Annotated in this window: 12 protein-coding genes; 7 read left to right on the top strand and 5 right to left on the bottom strand. The window is 61.4% G+C overall.

Features of this window, described 5'->3' with window-relative positions:
- Positions 1 to 113: 113 nt before the first annotated feature.
- Positions 114 to 860 (top strand): SDR family NAD(P)-dependent oxidoreductase, encoded by a 747-nt coding sequence (locus AC245Y_RS11635; RefSeq protein ID WP_017994250.1) that lies wholly within the window; start codon positions 114 to 116, stop codon positions 858 to 860.
- A 114-nt stretch (positions 861 to 974) separates the two neighbouring features.
- Here the strand turns inward: AC245Y_RS11635 and AC245Y_RS11630 are convergent, their stop codons facing one another.
- Positions 975 to 2075 carry a DUF2865 domain-containing protein gene (locus AC245Y_RS11630; protein ID WP_017994249.1) on the bottom strand — a complete coding sequence of 367 codons (1101 nt, stop codon included), beginning with the start codon at positions 2073 to 2075 and terminating at the stop codon, positions 975 to 977.
- Between the two features lie 472 nt (positions 2076 to 2547).
- On the opposite strand from AC245Y_RS11630, the gene AC245Y_RS11625 reads away from it, so the two are divergent.
- Together AC245Y_RS11625 and AC245Y_RS11620 are read left to right on the top strand one after the other, a co-directional pair.
- Positions 2548 to 3192, top strand: a complete 645-nt coding sequence (locus tag AC245Y_RS11625; protein WP_032996383.1) for a hypothetical protein — start codon at positions 2548 to 2550, stop codon at positions 3190 to 3192.
- Between the two features lie 84 nt (positions 3193 to 3276).
- On the top strand, positions 3277 to 3810 hold the full coding sequence (locus AC245Y_RS11620; protein WP_017994247.1) for a ribonuclease H family protein: 534 nt from the start codon (positions 3277 to 3279) through the stop codon (positions 3808 to 3810).
- Between the two features lie 90 nt (positions 3811 to 3900).
- On the opposite strand, the gene AC245Y_RS11615 is transcribed toward AC245Y_RS11620, so the two are convergent.
- On the bottom strand, positions 3901 to 6213 hold the full coding sequence (locus tag AC245Y_RS11615; protein WP_017994246.1) for an NADP-dependent malic enzyme: 2313 nt from the start codon (positions 6211 to 6213) through the stop codon (positions 3901 to 3903).
- 155 nt (positions 6214 to 6368) lie between these two features.
- Positions 6369 to 6989 (bottom strand): NADPH-dependent F420 reductase, encoded by a 621-nt coding sequence (locus AC245Y_RS11610; protein WP_017994245.1) that lies wholly within the window; start codon positions 6987 to 6989, stop codon positions 6369 to 6371.
- Between the two features lie 103 nt (positions 6990 to 7092).
- Between AC245Y_RS11610 and AC245Y_RS11605 the strand changes: the two genes are divergently transcribed.
- Both AC245Y_RS11605 and AC245Y_RS11600 read left to right on the top strand, forming a co-directional pair.
- Positions 7093 to 7980 carry a LysR family transcriptional regulator gene (locus tag AC245Y_RS11605; RefSeq protein WP_017994244.1) on the top strand — a complete coding sequence of 296 codons (888 nt, stop codon included), beginning with the start codon at positions 7093 to 7095 and terminating at the stop codon, positions 7978 to 7980.
- Positions 7981 to 8165: 185 nt separating this feature from the next.
- Positions 8166 to 9605, top strand: a complete 1440-nt coding sequence (locus tag AC245Y_RS11600) for an FAD-binding oxidoreductase (protein ID WP_026157372.1) — start codon at positions 8166 to 8168, stop codon at positions 9603 to 9605.
- Positions 9606 to 9665: 60 nt separating this feature from the next.
- On the opposite strand, the gene AC245Y_RS11595 is transcribed toward AC245Y_RS11600, so the two are convergent.
- Positions 9666 to 10226, bottom strand: a complete 561-nt coding sequence (locus AC245Y_RS11595) for a TetR/AcrR family transcriptional regulator (RefSeq protein ID WP_026157371.1) — start codon at positions 10224 to 10226, stop codon at positions 9666 to 9668.
- Positions 10227 to 10465: 239 nt separating this feature from the next.
- On the opposite strand from AC245Y_RS11595, the gene AC245Y_RS11590 reads away from it, so the two are divergent.
- Together AC245Y_RS11590 and AC245Y_RS11585 are read left to right on the top strand one after the other, a co-directional pair.
- The gene (locus AC245Y_RS11590) at positions 10466 to 11638 is read left to right on the top strand and encodes an efflux RND transporter periplasmic adaptor subunit (protein WP_032996381.1); all 1173 of its coding nucleotides are present in this window, start codon (positions 10466 to 10468) and stop codon (positions 11636 to 11638) included.
- Between the two features lie 5 nt (positions 11639 to 11643).
- Positions 11644 to 14796 (top strand): efflux RND transporter permease subunit, encoded by a 3153-nt coding sequence (locus tag AC245Y_RS11585; protein ID WP_017994240.1) that lies wholly within the window; start codon positions 11644 to 11646, stop codon positions 14794 to 14796.
- Between the two features lie 66 nt (positions 14797 to 14862).
- On the opposite strand, the gene AC245Y_RS11580 is transcribed toward AC245Y_RS11585, so the two are convergent.
- On the bottom strand, positions 14863 to 15612 hold the full coding sequence (locus tag AC245Y_RS11580) for a histidine phosphatase family protein (protein ID WP_012757683.1): 750 nt from the start codon (positions 15610 to 15612) through the stop codon (positions 14863 to 14865).
- Positions 15613 to 15752 lie beyond the last annotated feature (140 nt).

Raw genomic sequence — 15752 nt, 5'->3', positions numbered from 1 at the left:
GCCGTGCGAGGCCGAGATGTCTTTATTCCTGACCGTCATATCGATACGCTGAAGGCGAAGTCCCGGAATTGGATATTCGGCTATCGGCGGCTCAATCGGAGGATAACGGCCCAATGAACATGATCGACTTGAAGGAACGCATCATCGTGATCACAGGCGGTGCGCGCGGCATCGGCTATGCTATCGCAGAGCGCGTCATCCAGTCTGGTGGCAAGGTGGCCATCTGGGACTTGAACGAAAACATGGCGAAGGACAGCGCTTCCGCTCTCGGATCCGGCACCGTCGCTTTCGGCGTCAACGTCGCAGATCCCGTATCAGTGGAAAATGCGGCGGCGGCGACCGAGGAGATTTTTGGCCGTATCGACGGGCTCGTCAATTCCGCCGGGATTACCGGCCCGGCAAAACCTGCGGTCGAATACGATGTCAGCGAGTGGAAAGACGTCGTCGATGTCTGCCTCACGGGAACCTTCAATTGTTGCCGGCACGTCGTTCCGGTCATGTTAAAGCGCGACTACGGGCGGATCGTGAACATTTCCTCGGTTGCGGGCAAGGAAGGAAATCCGAACATCGCCGCCTACAGCGCAGCGAAAGCTGGTGTGCTGGGCTTCACCAAGTCTCTTGGCAAAGAACTCGCAAAGACAGGGATCGCCGTGAACGCGGTAACGCCGACCACCGCAAAGACACCCATATTGGACGGGCTGACACCCGAGTTTATCGAATATATGCGCGTCCGCATTCCGCGCGACCGTTTTGCCGAACTTCATGAGATCGCTTCGATGGTCGTCTGGCTGCTCTCCGAAGAGAACTCCTTCACGACCGCATCGACGTTCGACTTGAGCGGCGGTCGTACGACCTACTGACCATGCTCCAGCGACCCGCATTCACCTCCCGCCGCACGTTCACCTGACTCGCGGTCATCTCATGCCCCCTGGCACAACGGCGCTATGGCTCGGCCACCGCATCCAGCTGTTCGATCACTGCTGCTGTTGCGGCTGCGGACCTGACGTTGCCGGGTTGGCGAGATCAATCGAGCCCTGATCACCGGCCAGAAATTGCGGGCCGACCTGACGGACGCGGTTCTGCGCCGGATCGTAGGGGCGCTCGGGAACGGACGGCTGCGGTGCGATCTGCGCTGCCGCATCCTTCGCCGGGGGATTGGTGCGGATGGTGGTGATCGAGCCCTGCTGCGGCGGTTCGCTCACCGCCTGCTTGCCGCGCATCTCCTCGTAATAGGCGGTGAGATTGCAGGCGCAGGCGGACTTTTCCCCGGGCGTGCGGTTCTTGTAGGCAAAGGCATTTTTCATGGCGCTGTAGGGCGTGCCCGTTGCGACCGAGATCATGTTCGAGGCTTCGGTGCTCGTCACGTCACGATAGAACAGTTCGGTCTCGATGCCCGGGCACATCTTGGCGCAGGTCTGGGCGTCGCGGCCGAAATCGGCCGAGGTGGCGTTCGAGCTGATCGGGAAGAAGCCGCCGTCGCAGCTGCGCACGCACATGGTGCTGACCGGTGAGAGCATCTCGGCCCGCGGCACGCCGTAGCGCGGATCGACCTCTTCACCGCCGCCGAGCGGAATGAAGGTATCGGTGCGCATCGCCTGTTCTTCGACGCTCGGAGCCGGTTCGTTGGCGCTGCGATCGCTCGGGGCATAGAAGTTTTCGCTGTTGCAGCCATTGCGGTCGAGAGCCGCGACCAGTTCGCGGCGCGCGCCGTCATCGGCACCGTTCTGGCCGGCCAGTTCGTTGCGGCGGTCCTGGAGATAGCGGATATTGTCGATCATGCGGGCTTCGGACTGCGAGAGTTCGGCGCAATAATCGGTATTCTCGCCGCCGATTACGACCATGCTGCCTGAGGTGCAGCCATTGCTGCGCAGTTCGTTGCGAACTTTGCGCAGCTCGAGGTTCTGCTCGGACAAGGCGCTGGCATATTGGCGTGCTTCCGGGCCGTTGCTATTGCCGATCGATCGCGGCAGATCGGCAAGGCGGCCGCGCAGGTCATCGCAGATCGCACTGGTCTGCGCGGCGGCGGGCGCCGCAAAGGCAAGGAGAAGGGCAAGAGACAGGTTTCGGCGTTTCACGGCGTCGTCCCGGGGTGAGAAAAATGTCGATCGGTCAGTCGCGGCGCCGATACGCCGCGCTTTGTCTCTTAGCGTATTTCTCTTAATAAGCTTGGATCAATTACTAGCGCATTTTCGGGATTTTATCCAGCGGATGCGGGGGAGTCTTCCATTAGGGGAGGTCGGGGTAGTTTTGCGCCACGAGCGGCCATTGCGCATGCTGTTCAAACCGATATTATCCTGAGGCTTACCAATTTTTCAGCCTGGATTTCCATTCATGAAAATGCCCGCCCGTATCGCTCCCTCGGTACCCGCGAGCAATCTTGTACGACTGTCTCAAGATGTGACGCGGCATAAAGGAGAGGACGTAAAATTGTTTCGATGCTTACTCTTAACGTGCGTCGTTTTCGTGTCGTCGATTTGCGTATGCTACTCTGCGGGGAATTCTAACAATTCTGAACAACCCAAGGTAGCCTTCAGTATAGAGCAGCTTTTGCATTCAGACGACTTTGCGCTTGGCATGTCGGCGGATCAGATTGAGGAGATCGCAGCGTCGAAGTATGCCCTTTGGACGAGATCAGACCGCACAAGAAAGCTAAACAATCGGCAAAATGTCGAGCTGCTCGCGTCCGCCAAGGAGCCGTATCTTCAGACGATTACGTTGATCTTCAACGACCAACTTCTGCATTTAGAACGTCGCTATGATTTCGCTTTAACGTCCCCGCTCAGTGAGAGTCGAGTTTATTCGATCAAGTATGCGATGAAACCGCTGGGGCGGACAGATGGCCTGATGCATTTAGCCGATTGGAAAGATGGACTAATATCTGAGTGGGGTATCAACTTCGCCGGTAACCTGTCGACGCCCAATGCGCGTGCTGTTTACTTTTTTGACGACAACCGCCAGCCGTATACAAAGGCTGCGAGCGAGTGTGGGCGTATTTATCCCGCCATGTTTAGACTCGATGAGAAGTCCCCCGAACAAGTTTCGGAGGCTTCCGAGCTTTTGCACTCACTGAGCTGCAGGTTCAGTCGGGACAATATCGCGAAAGTGCAGGACGATGTCGTCTGGGAATCCGTCACCTATGACATCGATTTTCAACGCCAGATCGACGACGTCAGAAAGCGAGTCGCGTTTTAGGGCGATTAGCCCTGTGAGTGGTTGCTTTGGCCGAGATCTCGCTGGTCTGCGCGGCGGGCACCCAAGGCGAGAAGGGCGGAGACAATGACAGGCAGTTCCAACGAGCTTCACTCCCCTGCCACGACAGCCGGAATCCCGGACGCGCAACACGGCCTTCACATCTTCGTGGACGGTTGTCATGAGCCCGATTCCGCACAAGGAGGATGGGCTTTTGTCGTCTATCGCGATGCCATGAAAATCGCATCCGGCTTCGGTGGCATCGAAGATTCCGCCAATAATTCGATGGAATTGATCGCCGTCCTCAAGGCGGCGCTATGGATCAATAGCGAAGCGTCGGGCGACGCTGCAACCATCTGGTCGGATTCCGTCTACGCCGTCAAAGGCTGCAACATCAGGCGACATATTTGGAAGAACAATGGCTGGAAGAAAGGCAGTCCGAACGGGAATGGCCGAAGCCGAACGATCGCCAATGCGGAACTCTGGAAAGCGGTCGATCTTCAACTCTCCCAGAACGCCCTGGTGACCGTTGCCTGGTGCAAGGGCCATTCCGGTATTGCCGGCAACGAACGCGCCGATGAGCTTGCGGATAAAGGACGCCTGTCGATACGAGGTGCCTGATATCTGCTTGATATCAACCGGCTGCAGATGCTCGGGACAAGCCCGAGCATGACGAGGAGTTGGCCGACTTTGTCAGCAGTCTGAGCCGGCTCAGGCCGGTTGCGATGCCTCGACGACGGCGAGTGCCGCCATGTTGACGACGCCGCGAGAGGTGACCGAGGGGGCGAGGATGTGGGCGGGCAGGGCGGTGCCGAGCAGGATCGGGCCGACATGCAGGCCGTCGGTCATCGACTTGACCACACCGAGGGTAATGTTGGCGGCATCGAGGTTCGGGAAGACCAAAAGATTGGCTTCGTCGTGCAGGGTGGTGTCCGGCATGACGCGCTTGCGCAGTGCTTCGGTGATGGCGCTTTCGCCGTGCATCTCACCGTCGACCTCAAGGTCGGGCGCGGCTTCGCGCACGAGCTGCAGGGCGTTGCGCATCTTCGTGGCGCTTTCGGATTCACGCGAGCCGAAGTTGGAATGCGAAACCAGGGCGGCGCGCGGCGTGAGGCCGAAACGGCGGATTTCTTCGGCCGCCAGCACCGTCGCCTCGGCGACCTCCTCGGCGGTCGGATTGAAGGTGACGTAAGTGTCGGTGAAGAAGGTGGCGCCGCGCTGCGAGATCATCAGGCTGAGGGCTGAGAAATCGCGGACATTCTTGCGCTTGCCGATGATCTGGCGAACATCGCGCAGATGCTTCTCGTAGCGGCCTTCGAGGCCGCAGATCAGAGCATCGGCCTCGCCGCGCCTCAGCGCCAGCGCGCCGATGACGGTGGTGTTGGTGCGCACGATCGTGCGGGCGGCTTCCGGGATGACGCCGCGGCGGCCGACGAGGGAGAAATAGAGATCGACATATTCGCGGAAGCGCGGATCGTCTTCCGGATTGATGACTTCGAAATCCTGCAGCGGCCGAATGCGCAGGCCGTAGCGCTTCAGACGCGTCTCGATGACTTGCGGGCGTCCGATCAGGATGGGTTCGGCAAGGCCTTCTTCGAGCAGCACCTGGGCAGCGCGCAGCACGCGCTCGTCCTCGCCTTCGGAGAAGATGACGCGTTTGCGCTCGGCGGCCTTGGCGGCGGTGAAGATCGGCTTCATGACGAAGCCGGAGCGGAAGACAAAGCGGTTCAACTGGTCGAGATAGGCGTCGAAATCCTGGATTGGGCGGCGCGCCACGCCGCTCTGCTCGGCGGCCTTGGCGACCGCAGGTGCGATGCGCAGGATCAGGCGCGGATCGAAGGGCGAGGGGATGAGGTAGTCAGGGCCGAAGACCGGGGTCTCACCGGAATAGGCGCGGGCGGCGACGTCGGACGGCTCTTCGCGCGCAAGGGCTGCGATGGCGCGCACGGCCGCCATCTTCATTTCCTCATTGATCGTCTCGGCGCCGCAATCGAGCGCGCCGCGGAAGATATAGGGGAAGCAGAGGACGTTGTTGACCTGGTTGGCGAAATCCGAGCGGCCGGTGCAGATCATCGCGTCGGGACGGGCAGCGCGGGCGAGATCGGGCATGATCTCCGGCGTCGGATTGGCGAGCGCCATGATCAGCGGCTTGTCAGCCATCTGCGCCAGCAGCTCGGGCTTCAGCACGCCGGCGGCCGAAAGGCCAAGGAAGACGTCGGCGCCGCCGATATTTTCGGCGAGCGTGCGCGTATCGCTCTTCTGGGCATAGATGGATTTCCATTCGTCCATCAGCTCGACACGGCCCTCATAGACGAGGCCTTCAAGATCGTGGACCCAGATGTTTTCGCGTTTTGCCCCGAGAATGACCAGCAGGTTGAGGCAGGCAAGGGCGGCAGCACCGGCGCCGGAGGCGACGATCTTGATGTCGGCGATGTTCTTGCCGGCGAGTTCCAGCCCGTTCAGGATCGCGGCGGCGACGATGATCGCCGTGCCGTGCTGATCGTCGTGGAAGACGGGGATCTTCATCTTCTCGCGCAGGCGCCGCTCGACCTCGAAACATTCCGGCGCCTTGATGTCTTCGAGGTTGATACCACCGAAGGTCGGCTCCAGCGAGGCAATGGTCGAGACCATCTGGTCGACGCCTGGGGCATCGATCTCGATATCGAATACGTCGATGCCGGCGAATTTCTTGAAGAGCACGGCCTTGCCCTCCATGACCGGTTTGGAGGCAAGCGGGCCGATATTGCCGAGGCCAAGCACGGCGGTGCCGTTGGAGATAACGGCGACGAGATTGGCGCGCGAGGTATATTCTGCCGCCATTTCGGGATTGTCGCGGATGGCAAGGCAAGGGGCGGCAACGCCGGGCGAATAAGCGAGCGCCAGGTCGCGCTGGTTGCCGAGCGGCTTTGTCGCCTGGATCTCAAGCTTGCCGGGGCGGGGATAGCGGTGGAAGAAAAGCGCCTGTTCGTCGAGATCGCCGCTCGTCAGGTTCTTTTCTGTCTTCGATTTTTCCGGGTGATCCATCGCCGCCTCCGTGCACGTCTTTTGAGCTCCCTCCATACATCAATCGGATACGCACGACAGTATGGAAATGGCGGAGTTGGCGAGTTTTTGTCTGGGCAATAAAAACATCCCGCCCTCACGGACGGGATGTCGCTCCTGCCGATCGATGAGAGACCTCAGGCGGCGATGTTCATCCAGGCCGGGGCGATGGCGGTTCCGCGGCCGAGCCCGTAGCCGAGGCGGATATTGAGCATGCCGAGCGGCTCCAGGAGCCTGGCAGCGTCGAGGCCTCCGGTCTTTTCGACGGCAAATCCTGCGTCGACGACTAGTCTGGAAACCTTTTCCACCGCGTCTGCGTCATTTCCGGCGACAAATACCGGCACCTTGGCCGTGGCATCGTGGGACGCGTTGAAGAGCTCGGCGAAGATGGTGTTGAAAGCTTTGACCACCCTGGCGCCGGTCGCGGCATTCTGGATTTTGTCGGCGGCGGAGGTTTCGTGACCGAAGAGCAGACCGGAGAAATCGGGCTTCAGGGGATTGCTGATGTCGACGACAATCTTGCCCGAGAGCGACGGCGAGGCGGCGATCTCAAGAGCGCTGGCATAGGGAACGGCGAGGATGACGATCCCCGCGGCGGCGATCGCCTCCGCAATAGTAGCGCTTTCAACGCCGAGGCTTTCGGCAAGGCTGCGCGCGGCCTGATCGTTACGTGCCGCGACGATCAGGTCAGTCTTCCCGGCAAGGCGTGAGGCCAGGCCCTTGCCCATGTTTCCGATGCCGATAATTGCAGTCTTCATCGTTCTGTCTCCTGTTTCCGATGTGATGGCCACAGGGATACATCCGAAATATTCCGTCGTTAATTGCATTGATCCCGATAACAGAGATGCATAAAAGTATCGAATGCCCGATCTTCTGAACTTGCAGACCCTCATTGCCGCCGCGACATCGGGGAGTTTCGCCGCCGCCGCGAAGCGGCTCGGCATTTCGCCTGCCATGGTCGGCAGGCGCATCCAGGCGCTGGAGCAGGAGTATGGGGTCAAGCTGATCGAACGCACGACGCGTACGCAGCGGCTGACCGAGGTCGGGTCCCGCTTCCTCGTCAAGGCAAACAGAATCATCGACGAGTTGGAGGAACTCAACGACATCTCCCGGCCTGACGCCGAGGCCATGTCGGGACGCCTGCGTCTAAGCGCTCCGACGACACTGGGGATCAAGCGGCTTGCGCCTGTCATGGCCGAACTCGCGGAGCGGCATCCGGCACTTTCGGTCGAGCTCAATCTCAGCGACCGCAATGTCGACCTCGTGGCCGAAGGGTATGATCTAGCGATCCGGATCGGCGAATTGAAGCCTTCGTCGCTTATCGCGCGGCGTGTCGGCAGCTATCATTTCGTCTGCTGCGCCTCTCCGGTATATCTCGATAGATTTGCCGTGCCGGAGAGGCCTGAGGATATTCGCCTCGGCCGCTGCATTCTCAACCTCAATCTCGTGCCCCGCGACGAATGGCCGTTCGAGACAAAGGGCGGTGAAAGTTTCACGGTTGGGGTTCGCGGCAACATCGAGATCGACAACGGAGAGGCGCTGCGAATGGCAGCGCTCGCCGGGGCAGGCATCATCTACGTCCCGGTGGATCTCGTGGCGGAAGACATAGCGGACGGCAGGCTCGTGGAAGTTCTCGCCGGCTGGCGGAAACTGGTGCTGCCGATCCACGCCATTCATCCGTCACGCCGGTTCGTGCCCGGCAGGGTTGGCGCGATCATTGATGCCATTGCTCGGGGGCTGCGGGATTAGGGATTGTTCCGCCGCGTGAGGGATTGCCGCCGCAGTCATCGATTTCCCATGAAAATTCAATAGGAAGTCGCTTCCTTTCTTTGCTGCCGCCGAGGGCTAATCCTTTTCGAAACTTGTTTGAGGATCGTAGCAAGCGCAAAATGCCGGCCGCGACGGTGCGGGGCGCCGGTCGCATGGAGGAAACCATGGACAATTTGAACCTCACGACCCTGCAAAGGGGGCAGACGATGGTCAATGACGTGGCCATCGATGCCTTTGCCGCCGGATTTCGCGGCAGTCTCCTGACCAGTAAAGACATGGATTACAACGAGGCGCGGACGATCTGGAATGCGATGATCGACCGCCGGCCCGGACTTATCGCGCGCTGCGCCGGTGCTGCCGATGTTATGCGGGCGGTGCGGTTTGCACGCGACAATAATCTGCTCGTTTCAGTGCGTGGCGGCGGCCACGGCATTGCCGGCAACGCCGTCTGCGAGGGCGGTGTCGTCATCGACCTGTCGGCGATGAAATCGGTGCGGGTCGATGCGCAGACGCGGCGCGCCAGGGTCGAGCCGGGCGCCACGCTTGCCGATGTCGATCAGGAAACGCTGGCCTTCGGGCTGGCGCTGCCGACCGGCATCAATTCCACCACCGGCATCGCCGGGCTCACGCTCGGCGGCGGCTTCGGCTGGCTGACCCGCAAATTCGGGCTGACCATCGACAATCTGCTTTCGGTTGATGTGGTGACGGCCGACGGCGAGTTGGTCAAGGCGAGCGAGACGGAAAAGCCTGATCTCTTCTGGGCGTTGCGCGGCGGAGGCGGCAATTTCGGCGTCGTGACCTCCTTCGAATTCAAACTCAACCCTCTCAACACGGAGGTTCTTGCTGGGCTCGTCGTGCATCCCTTTGCTGATGCGGAAACGGTGCTCAAGGAGTACCGGCAGGCGCTGGAGACGGCACCTGACGAACTGACCTGCTGGGTGGTGATGCGCCAGGCGCCGCCGCTGCCGTTCCTTCCGGCCGAATGGCACGGCAAGGAGATCATGGTGCTGGCCATGTGCTATTGCGGAGACATCGCGGCGGGCGAAAAGGCGACGGCCAGATTGCGGGCGATCGGAAAACCGATTGCCGACGTCGTCGGTCCGGTGCCGTTCACCGGCTGGCAGCAGGCATTCGACCCGTTGCTCACGCCCGGTGCGCGCAATTACTGGAAGAGCCAGGATTTCGCCTCCCTTCCGGATGCGGCGATCGACGTGCTGCTCAACGCCGTGCGCAAGCTGCCCGGCCCGGAATGCGAGATCTTCATCGCCCATATCGGCGGCGCGGCCGGCCGTGTGCCGACCGAGGCCACCGCATTTCCGCAGCGCAGCTCGCATTTCGTCATGAATGTGCATGCGCGCTGGCGGGAGGCCGGGATGGACGCAAGCTGCACCGGTTGGGCGCGCGAGCTCTTCGAGGCAACCAAGCCGCATGCTGTGGGAACCGCCTATATCAACTTCATGCCGGATGATGAGGGTGATCGCGTCGAAGCCGCGTATGGCGGCAACTACGCTCGCCTTGCCGGGGCCAAGCGGCGTTACGATCCGAACAATCTGTTCCGGATGAACCAGAACGTCAAACCGACGGCGGCCGTGCGCGCTGCCTAGCCCGACCATGCCCGCGCTCGGGTGATATACTCGGGCGCGGGATGAGGCGCCAATCGCTTGTCACCCTTCGGTGAGTTCGATTAATTCCTGCAACAGCGCCGTGTCGTCCGAACCGGCATGGTCGTCAGGCCTCAGAACATGGGCAAGCCATGCTCCGTCTGCCGCCAGGCGAACGATCTCGAGCCGCATTCCCACGTCTGTTTCGGCGTGCCTGACCAGCCGGTCATTCATCCATCTGTGCCAGAGGCTTTTGGAGTAGGGGTCGGCGAGCACGGTCATCGTTTGCGCTGACCATGGGCTGTTGTTGAGGGCGCGGTCGGCAAACAGGGTGCGGACATAGGCGCGGGTGAATGTGCCGTGGCCGCCCTTATCCTTTTCCAGTTCTCCATTGATCTCACGGTCGAGGCTTTCCATCATGCCGTCGAACACGGCCTCTATAAGCGCCTGCTTATTGGGGAAGTGGTGAAACAACCCTCCCTTGGTCACGCCGGCAGCACTTGCGACCGCCTGCAGGCTGACTGCGGCGAGACCATGCTCAAGCGCCAGCTTGGTGGCGCAATCGAGGAGAGCCTGTCGCACGACATCCGGCTGTTTCTTTCTGTTGCGGGGGCTATCTACCAATGCATGACCTGTGTTCGAGATAAGCTTCGCGCCGAGACGGCTCGAGAAGATCAGTATCACTCCCGGGATCGCCGGGCCATGGGAGTTCCGGCCATGATAGTGCTATCATACCAACCGGTAGGTATCTTGCAAAGTAAAAAAAGATCGACTATCTGTCGGCTGAGGAGGCCCGCCGAACGTCATTTCGGCGGGCTGTGCTTTTTTGGACCCCAGCGGGACCAACAGGAAGGCTAGTGAACATGCTTTTTCGAACGAAATCATTGGGTTGTACGCTTGTCCTGGCGCTGATATTCGGCGCCGACCTGCCGGCTTACGCACAGGAAGGCGGCGCGATGCCGCCAACAGCCGTCAGCGTCCTGACGCTCAACGCGCGTCCGGTTCCCGTTATCAGCGAATTGCCCGGCCGCATTGCCGCGACGCGCGTTTCCGAAGTGCGGGCCAGGGTTTCCGGCATCCTGCAGGAACGGATCTTCGAGCAGGGCAGCCTCGTTCATCAGGGCGATGTGCTCTACCGGATCGATCCAGCGCTTTTCCGGGTCCGTGTGGCCAGTGCGGAAGCAAGCCTCGATCGCGCCAGGGCGACGCAGCTGAATGCCCGCCAGCAGCTGGACCGGCAGAAGTCGCTGCGCGACCGTGATGTTGCAAGCGGTATCGAATATGATGCGGCCGCCGTCGCCCTTGCCCAGGCCGATGCCGATGTCGCGCTGGCGCAGGCCGCACTCGACGAAGCGAAGATCAATCTCGGCTATACCGAAGTCCGCGCACCGATATCAGGCATCATCGGCGGCGCGCTGGTGACGGAAGGCGCGCTGGTGACGGCCGATGGAGGCGATGCGCTGGCGATGATCCAGCAGATTGACCCCGTTTATGCCGACTTTATGCAATCCTCCGGAGACCTGCTGGCGTTGAAGCGGGCGGTCGAGAACGGCAGCCTCACATCGACCGAACCAGGCAAGGCCGACATCAAGCTCGTCTTCGACGACGGCACCGTCTATGGCGAAGCCGGGAAGCTGCTCTTCAGCAGCGCCAGCGTCGATGCGACGACGGGCCAAGTCACCCTCCGCGGTGAATTCCCCAATCCGAAGGGCGACCTGCTGCCCGGTCTTTACATCAGGGTGCGCATCGAACAGGCCGTCCGAGAGAAGGCAATCCTTATCCCGCAACGCGCCGTCATCCGCACGGCCGACGGCAAGGCGCAGGTCTACGTCGTCCAGGAGGGAGACGTGGCACAGCCGCGGGACATGGAGCTCGGTCAATCCTTCGGCAATGAATGGGTGGTCGAAAGCGGTCTGTCATCAGGTGAGCGTCTCGTTGTCGACGGCAGCCAAAAGCTGCAGCCGGGCGCAAAGGTCGCGCCGGAAGAGTGGCGGGATGGCCAGCTCGCGTCCGGTGACGCCAAGAAGCCGGAGTAAGGTCGATGGCACGTTTCTTTATCGATCGCCCGATCCTAGCCTGGGTCTTTGCGATCTTCATCTCCATCGCTGGCCTGATCGCGCTGCCGTTCCTGCCGGTCGCCCAATATCCCAAGGTCGCGCCGCCGCAGCTCAGCATCACCACCAGCTATCCCGGCGCTTCGCCCCAGGATATCTATCAGGGCGTCACCCGCCAAATCGAGGAAGAGCTGAACGGGGTCGAGCACCTTTCTTATTTCGAGTCGACGTCGGACACATCGGGCGCGATGACGATCACCGCGACCTTTGCGGCCGGCACCGATATCGACCAGGCCTCCGTCGACGTTCAGAATGCCATTCGCCGCGTCGAACCGCGGCTGCCGCAATCCGTCAAGGATCAGGGCATCACGGTCGAGGAGGCGTCGTCGGGCTTCCTGATGTTCATCTCGCTGACATCGACGGACGGGAAGACCGACGAGGTGGCGCTCGGCGACTATCTCAACCGAAACGTCATCGGCGAGCTGCGCCGTCTCGAGGGCGTCGGCCGCGCCCAGCTATTTGCGTCGCAGAGGGCGATGCGCATCTGGATCGATCCCGACAAGATGGTCGGCCTGAACCTCACAGCATCCGACATCAGCGCGGCGATCTCGGCGCAGAACGCCCAGGTCGCGGCGGGCCAGATCGGCGCAGCACCCAATCCGATCTCGCAAGACCTGACGGCGACAGTGCTGGTCAAGGGGCAACTGACCGACATCAAGGAGTTCGGAGACATCGTGCTGCGCGCCAATGCCGACGGATCGAATGTCCGGCTGCGCGATGTCGCGCGCATCGAAGAGGGCAGCGAGAGTTATAGCTTCTCCACCCGCTTGAACGGGCAGCCGAGCGCCGCCATTGCCATCCAGCTGTCGTCGACGGGCAATGCCGTCAACACTTCCAATCTGGTCAAGGCGAAGATGGAGGAGCTGTCGCGCTTCTTCCCTGCTGGCGTCGAATATTCCGTTCCCTATGATACCAGCCCGTTCGTTTCGGCATCGATCGAGAAGGTGGCGCATACGCTCGCTGAAGCCGTGGCGCTCGTCTTTGTTGTGATGCTCATCTTCCTGCAGAGCTTCCGTTACACCATCATTCCGACGCTCGTCGTGCCGGTCGCGCTGCTCGGGACGCTTGCTGTCATGTTTGCTGCCGGCTTCTCGATCAACGTGCTGACGATGTTCGCGATGGTGCTTGCCATCGGCATTCTCGTCGACGACGCCATCGTGGTGGTGGAAAACGTCGAGCGGCTGATGGCGGTGGAAGGGCTGTCACCGAAGGAAGCGACCAAGAAGGCGATGCGGCAGATCACCGGCGCGATTCTCGGGATTACGCTGGTTCTCTCCTGCGTCTTCGTGCCGATGGCGTTCTTCCCAGGCTCGACAGGCATCATCTACCGTCAGTTCAGCCTGACCATGGTCGTATCCATCCTGTTTTCCGCCTTCCTGGCGCTGTCGCTGACGCCGGCGCTCTGCGCCACTTTCCTGAAACCGATCAAGGGCCATCACGAGAAGAAGGGCATCGCCGGCTGGTTCAACCGCAACGTCGACCGGCTGACCGGCCGTTATGCCCGCACCGTCGAGGGACTGGCCAAGCGCTCCTGGCGGGTCATGGCCGTCTATGTCGCGCTGCTCATCGGCCTTGGCTATCTTTTCGTCAACCTGCCGAGCAGCTTCGTGCCGGACGAGGATCAGGGCTTCCTGATTGTCGACGTGCAGGGACCGCCGGAGGCGAGCCGCAACCGCACGGTGGCCTCGCTCGAAAGCATCGAGGCAATCTTCAAGAAAGAGCCGGCCGTTGCCAACGTCGTCGCGATCCAGGGCTTCAGCTTCTCCGGGCAGGGACCGAACGCCGCCCTGGTGTTTGTCACGCTCAAGGACTGGGCCGAACGCGGCGCCGGCAATTCGGTGCAGGAGATCTCCAACCGCGCCAATATGCAGCTGTTTGGGCTGAAGGACGCGACGTCCTTCGCGCTGTCGCCGCCGCCGATCGAAGGGTTCGGCACGACCAACGGCTTCACCTTCCGCCTTCAGGATCGCGGGGCGAAAGGCCAGGCGGCACTGACCGAGGCGGCGGGAATGCTGATCGGCAAGGCATCGCAGAACCCCATCATCGCAGGTATCCGCCCGGAAGGCATGCCTGACTCGGCCCAACTCGTGCTCGTCATCGATCGCGAGAAGGCAAATACCTTCGGTGTCGCCTTCGCCGACATCAACAGCACGATCACCGCCAATCTGGGTTCGAGCTATGTCAACGACTTCCCGAATTCGGGCCGCATGCAGCGCGTCATCGTGCAGGCGCAGGACAAGAGCAGGCTTCAGGCGGAAGACCTGATGAAGCTCAATGTCCGCAATGCGAGCGGCGGCATGGTGCCGCTATCGTCCTTCGCCGTCGCCGAATGGCAGAAGGGACCGGCGCAGATCGTCGGCTATAACGGCTACCCTTCCGTGCGTATCTCTGGCGCTCCGGCGCCGGGATATTCATCGGGGGCGGCGATTACCGAAATGGAGCGGCTGGCCTCGGAACTTCCCGACGGCTTCGGCTTCGAATGGACCGGCCAGTCGCTGGAGGAGCTGAGATCGGGATCGCAGGCGCCGTTCCTGTTCGGCCTCAGCATCCTCTTCGTCTTCCTGCTGCTGTCGGGGCTTTACGAGAGTTGGTCCATCCCGTTGTCGGTGATGCTGGTCGTGCCGCTTGGCGTCATCGGCTGCGTGCTCGCGGTGATGAGCCGCGACATGTCCAACGACATCTACTTCAAGGTCGGTCTGATCGCGATCATCGGATTGTCGGCAAAGAACGCCATCCTGATCGTCGAATTCGCCAAGGACGGTTTTGCCGAGGGCAAATCGCTGATGGATGCCGCGATCGAAGGCGCTCGTCTGCGCTTCCGACCGATCATCATGACCTCGCTCGCCTTCACATTGGGCGTGGTGCCTCTGGCGATCGCCACCGGGCCAAGTGCGGCGAGCCAAAATGCCATCGGCACGGGCGTGCTCGGCGGCATGATCTCGGCGACGGTGCTGGCGATCTTCTTCGTTCCCGTCTTCTTCGTCTTCGTGCTGCGTCTCTTGAGGACGAAGCGGCCCGAGACTGTGAACGAGGAGGCGGCGGCCGGGCAGGAGCCGGCAACCGTGACGTCGCCGACCTGAGGTGAAGAATTGGCGGGTTGCCTTACGCAACCCGCCACAGACCTTTGCGGCGGTCCGATTTCGGAATTATGCAGTCGGCTTCGGCGTGATCGTCACGTCGGCGCCATGGGCATCGCGCAGTTCGCCTTCCTGTCCCGGCTGCCGGTCGGCGGCCTGATGCAACAAGATCGACTCGTATCCTTGCGAGCGCGTCCCCTCGATCAGGGTGATATCGGCGTTTCCAGGATTGTCGGAGCGCTCGAACCACTCGACGGGGCGGTGCAGGAAATTCATTTCGACCGCCCGGTTGGTGACGCCATGGCCGACGATCACGACGTTGTGGTCGCTATTTTCTGCATCGTGCATGACGGTTTGCAGGAACAGGCGCACCCGCTGGGCCACATCCGCCCGGCTTTCGCCATCCGGCGGCCGTGCGTAGAACTTGCCGCTGTTGCTGCGCAGCCTCGCCCATTTTTCGAACTCCTCGGGAAACTTCTGCTTCTGTTCCGCGTGATCGTAGATTTCGGTGAAGAGACCGAAATCCTGCTCGCGCAGCAGATAATCCTCCCTGATATCGCCGACGAAACTTTCCGGCAGGGCTTCGAGCAGCGCATCCTTGCTCTGCCGGGTCCTCAGAAAGGGCGAGTACCAGATATGCAGCTTGCCGAAACCAGCGCTCGGCAATGCTTGCAGGTAGGAGGCGATCACGCCGCCTGCTTCGAGAGCCTGCCGATGGCCCCATCGCGTCAGCGGCACATTGTGATCGCCGAATTGACGGTAGGCCTGTTCGTTGATGTTGCCGAGGGATTCGCCGTGGCGAACGAGAAAGAGACGCATCAGCCATCCCGCATTGTCGAATATGAATCGCCGTCATCATGAACGCCCTGAATGCACAGGGCAACCTTTTCGGCGGGCCTGGCGGCGACGGGCATACAGCCCGCGTGGCGACGGCCATGCGGCCCGCGTGGCGAACGGCC

The organism is Rhizobium sp. SRDI943 (assembly GCF_057653695.1).
This window is presented reverse-complemented; position numbering and strand designations above follow the sequence as displayed.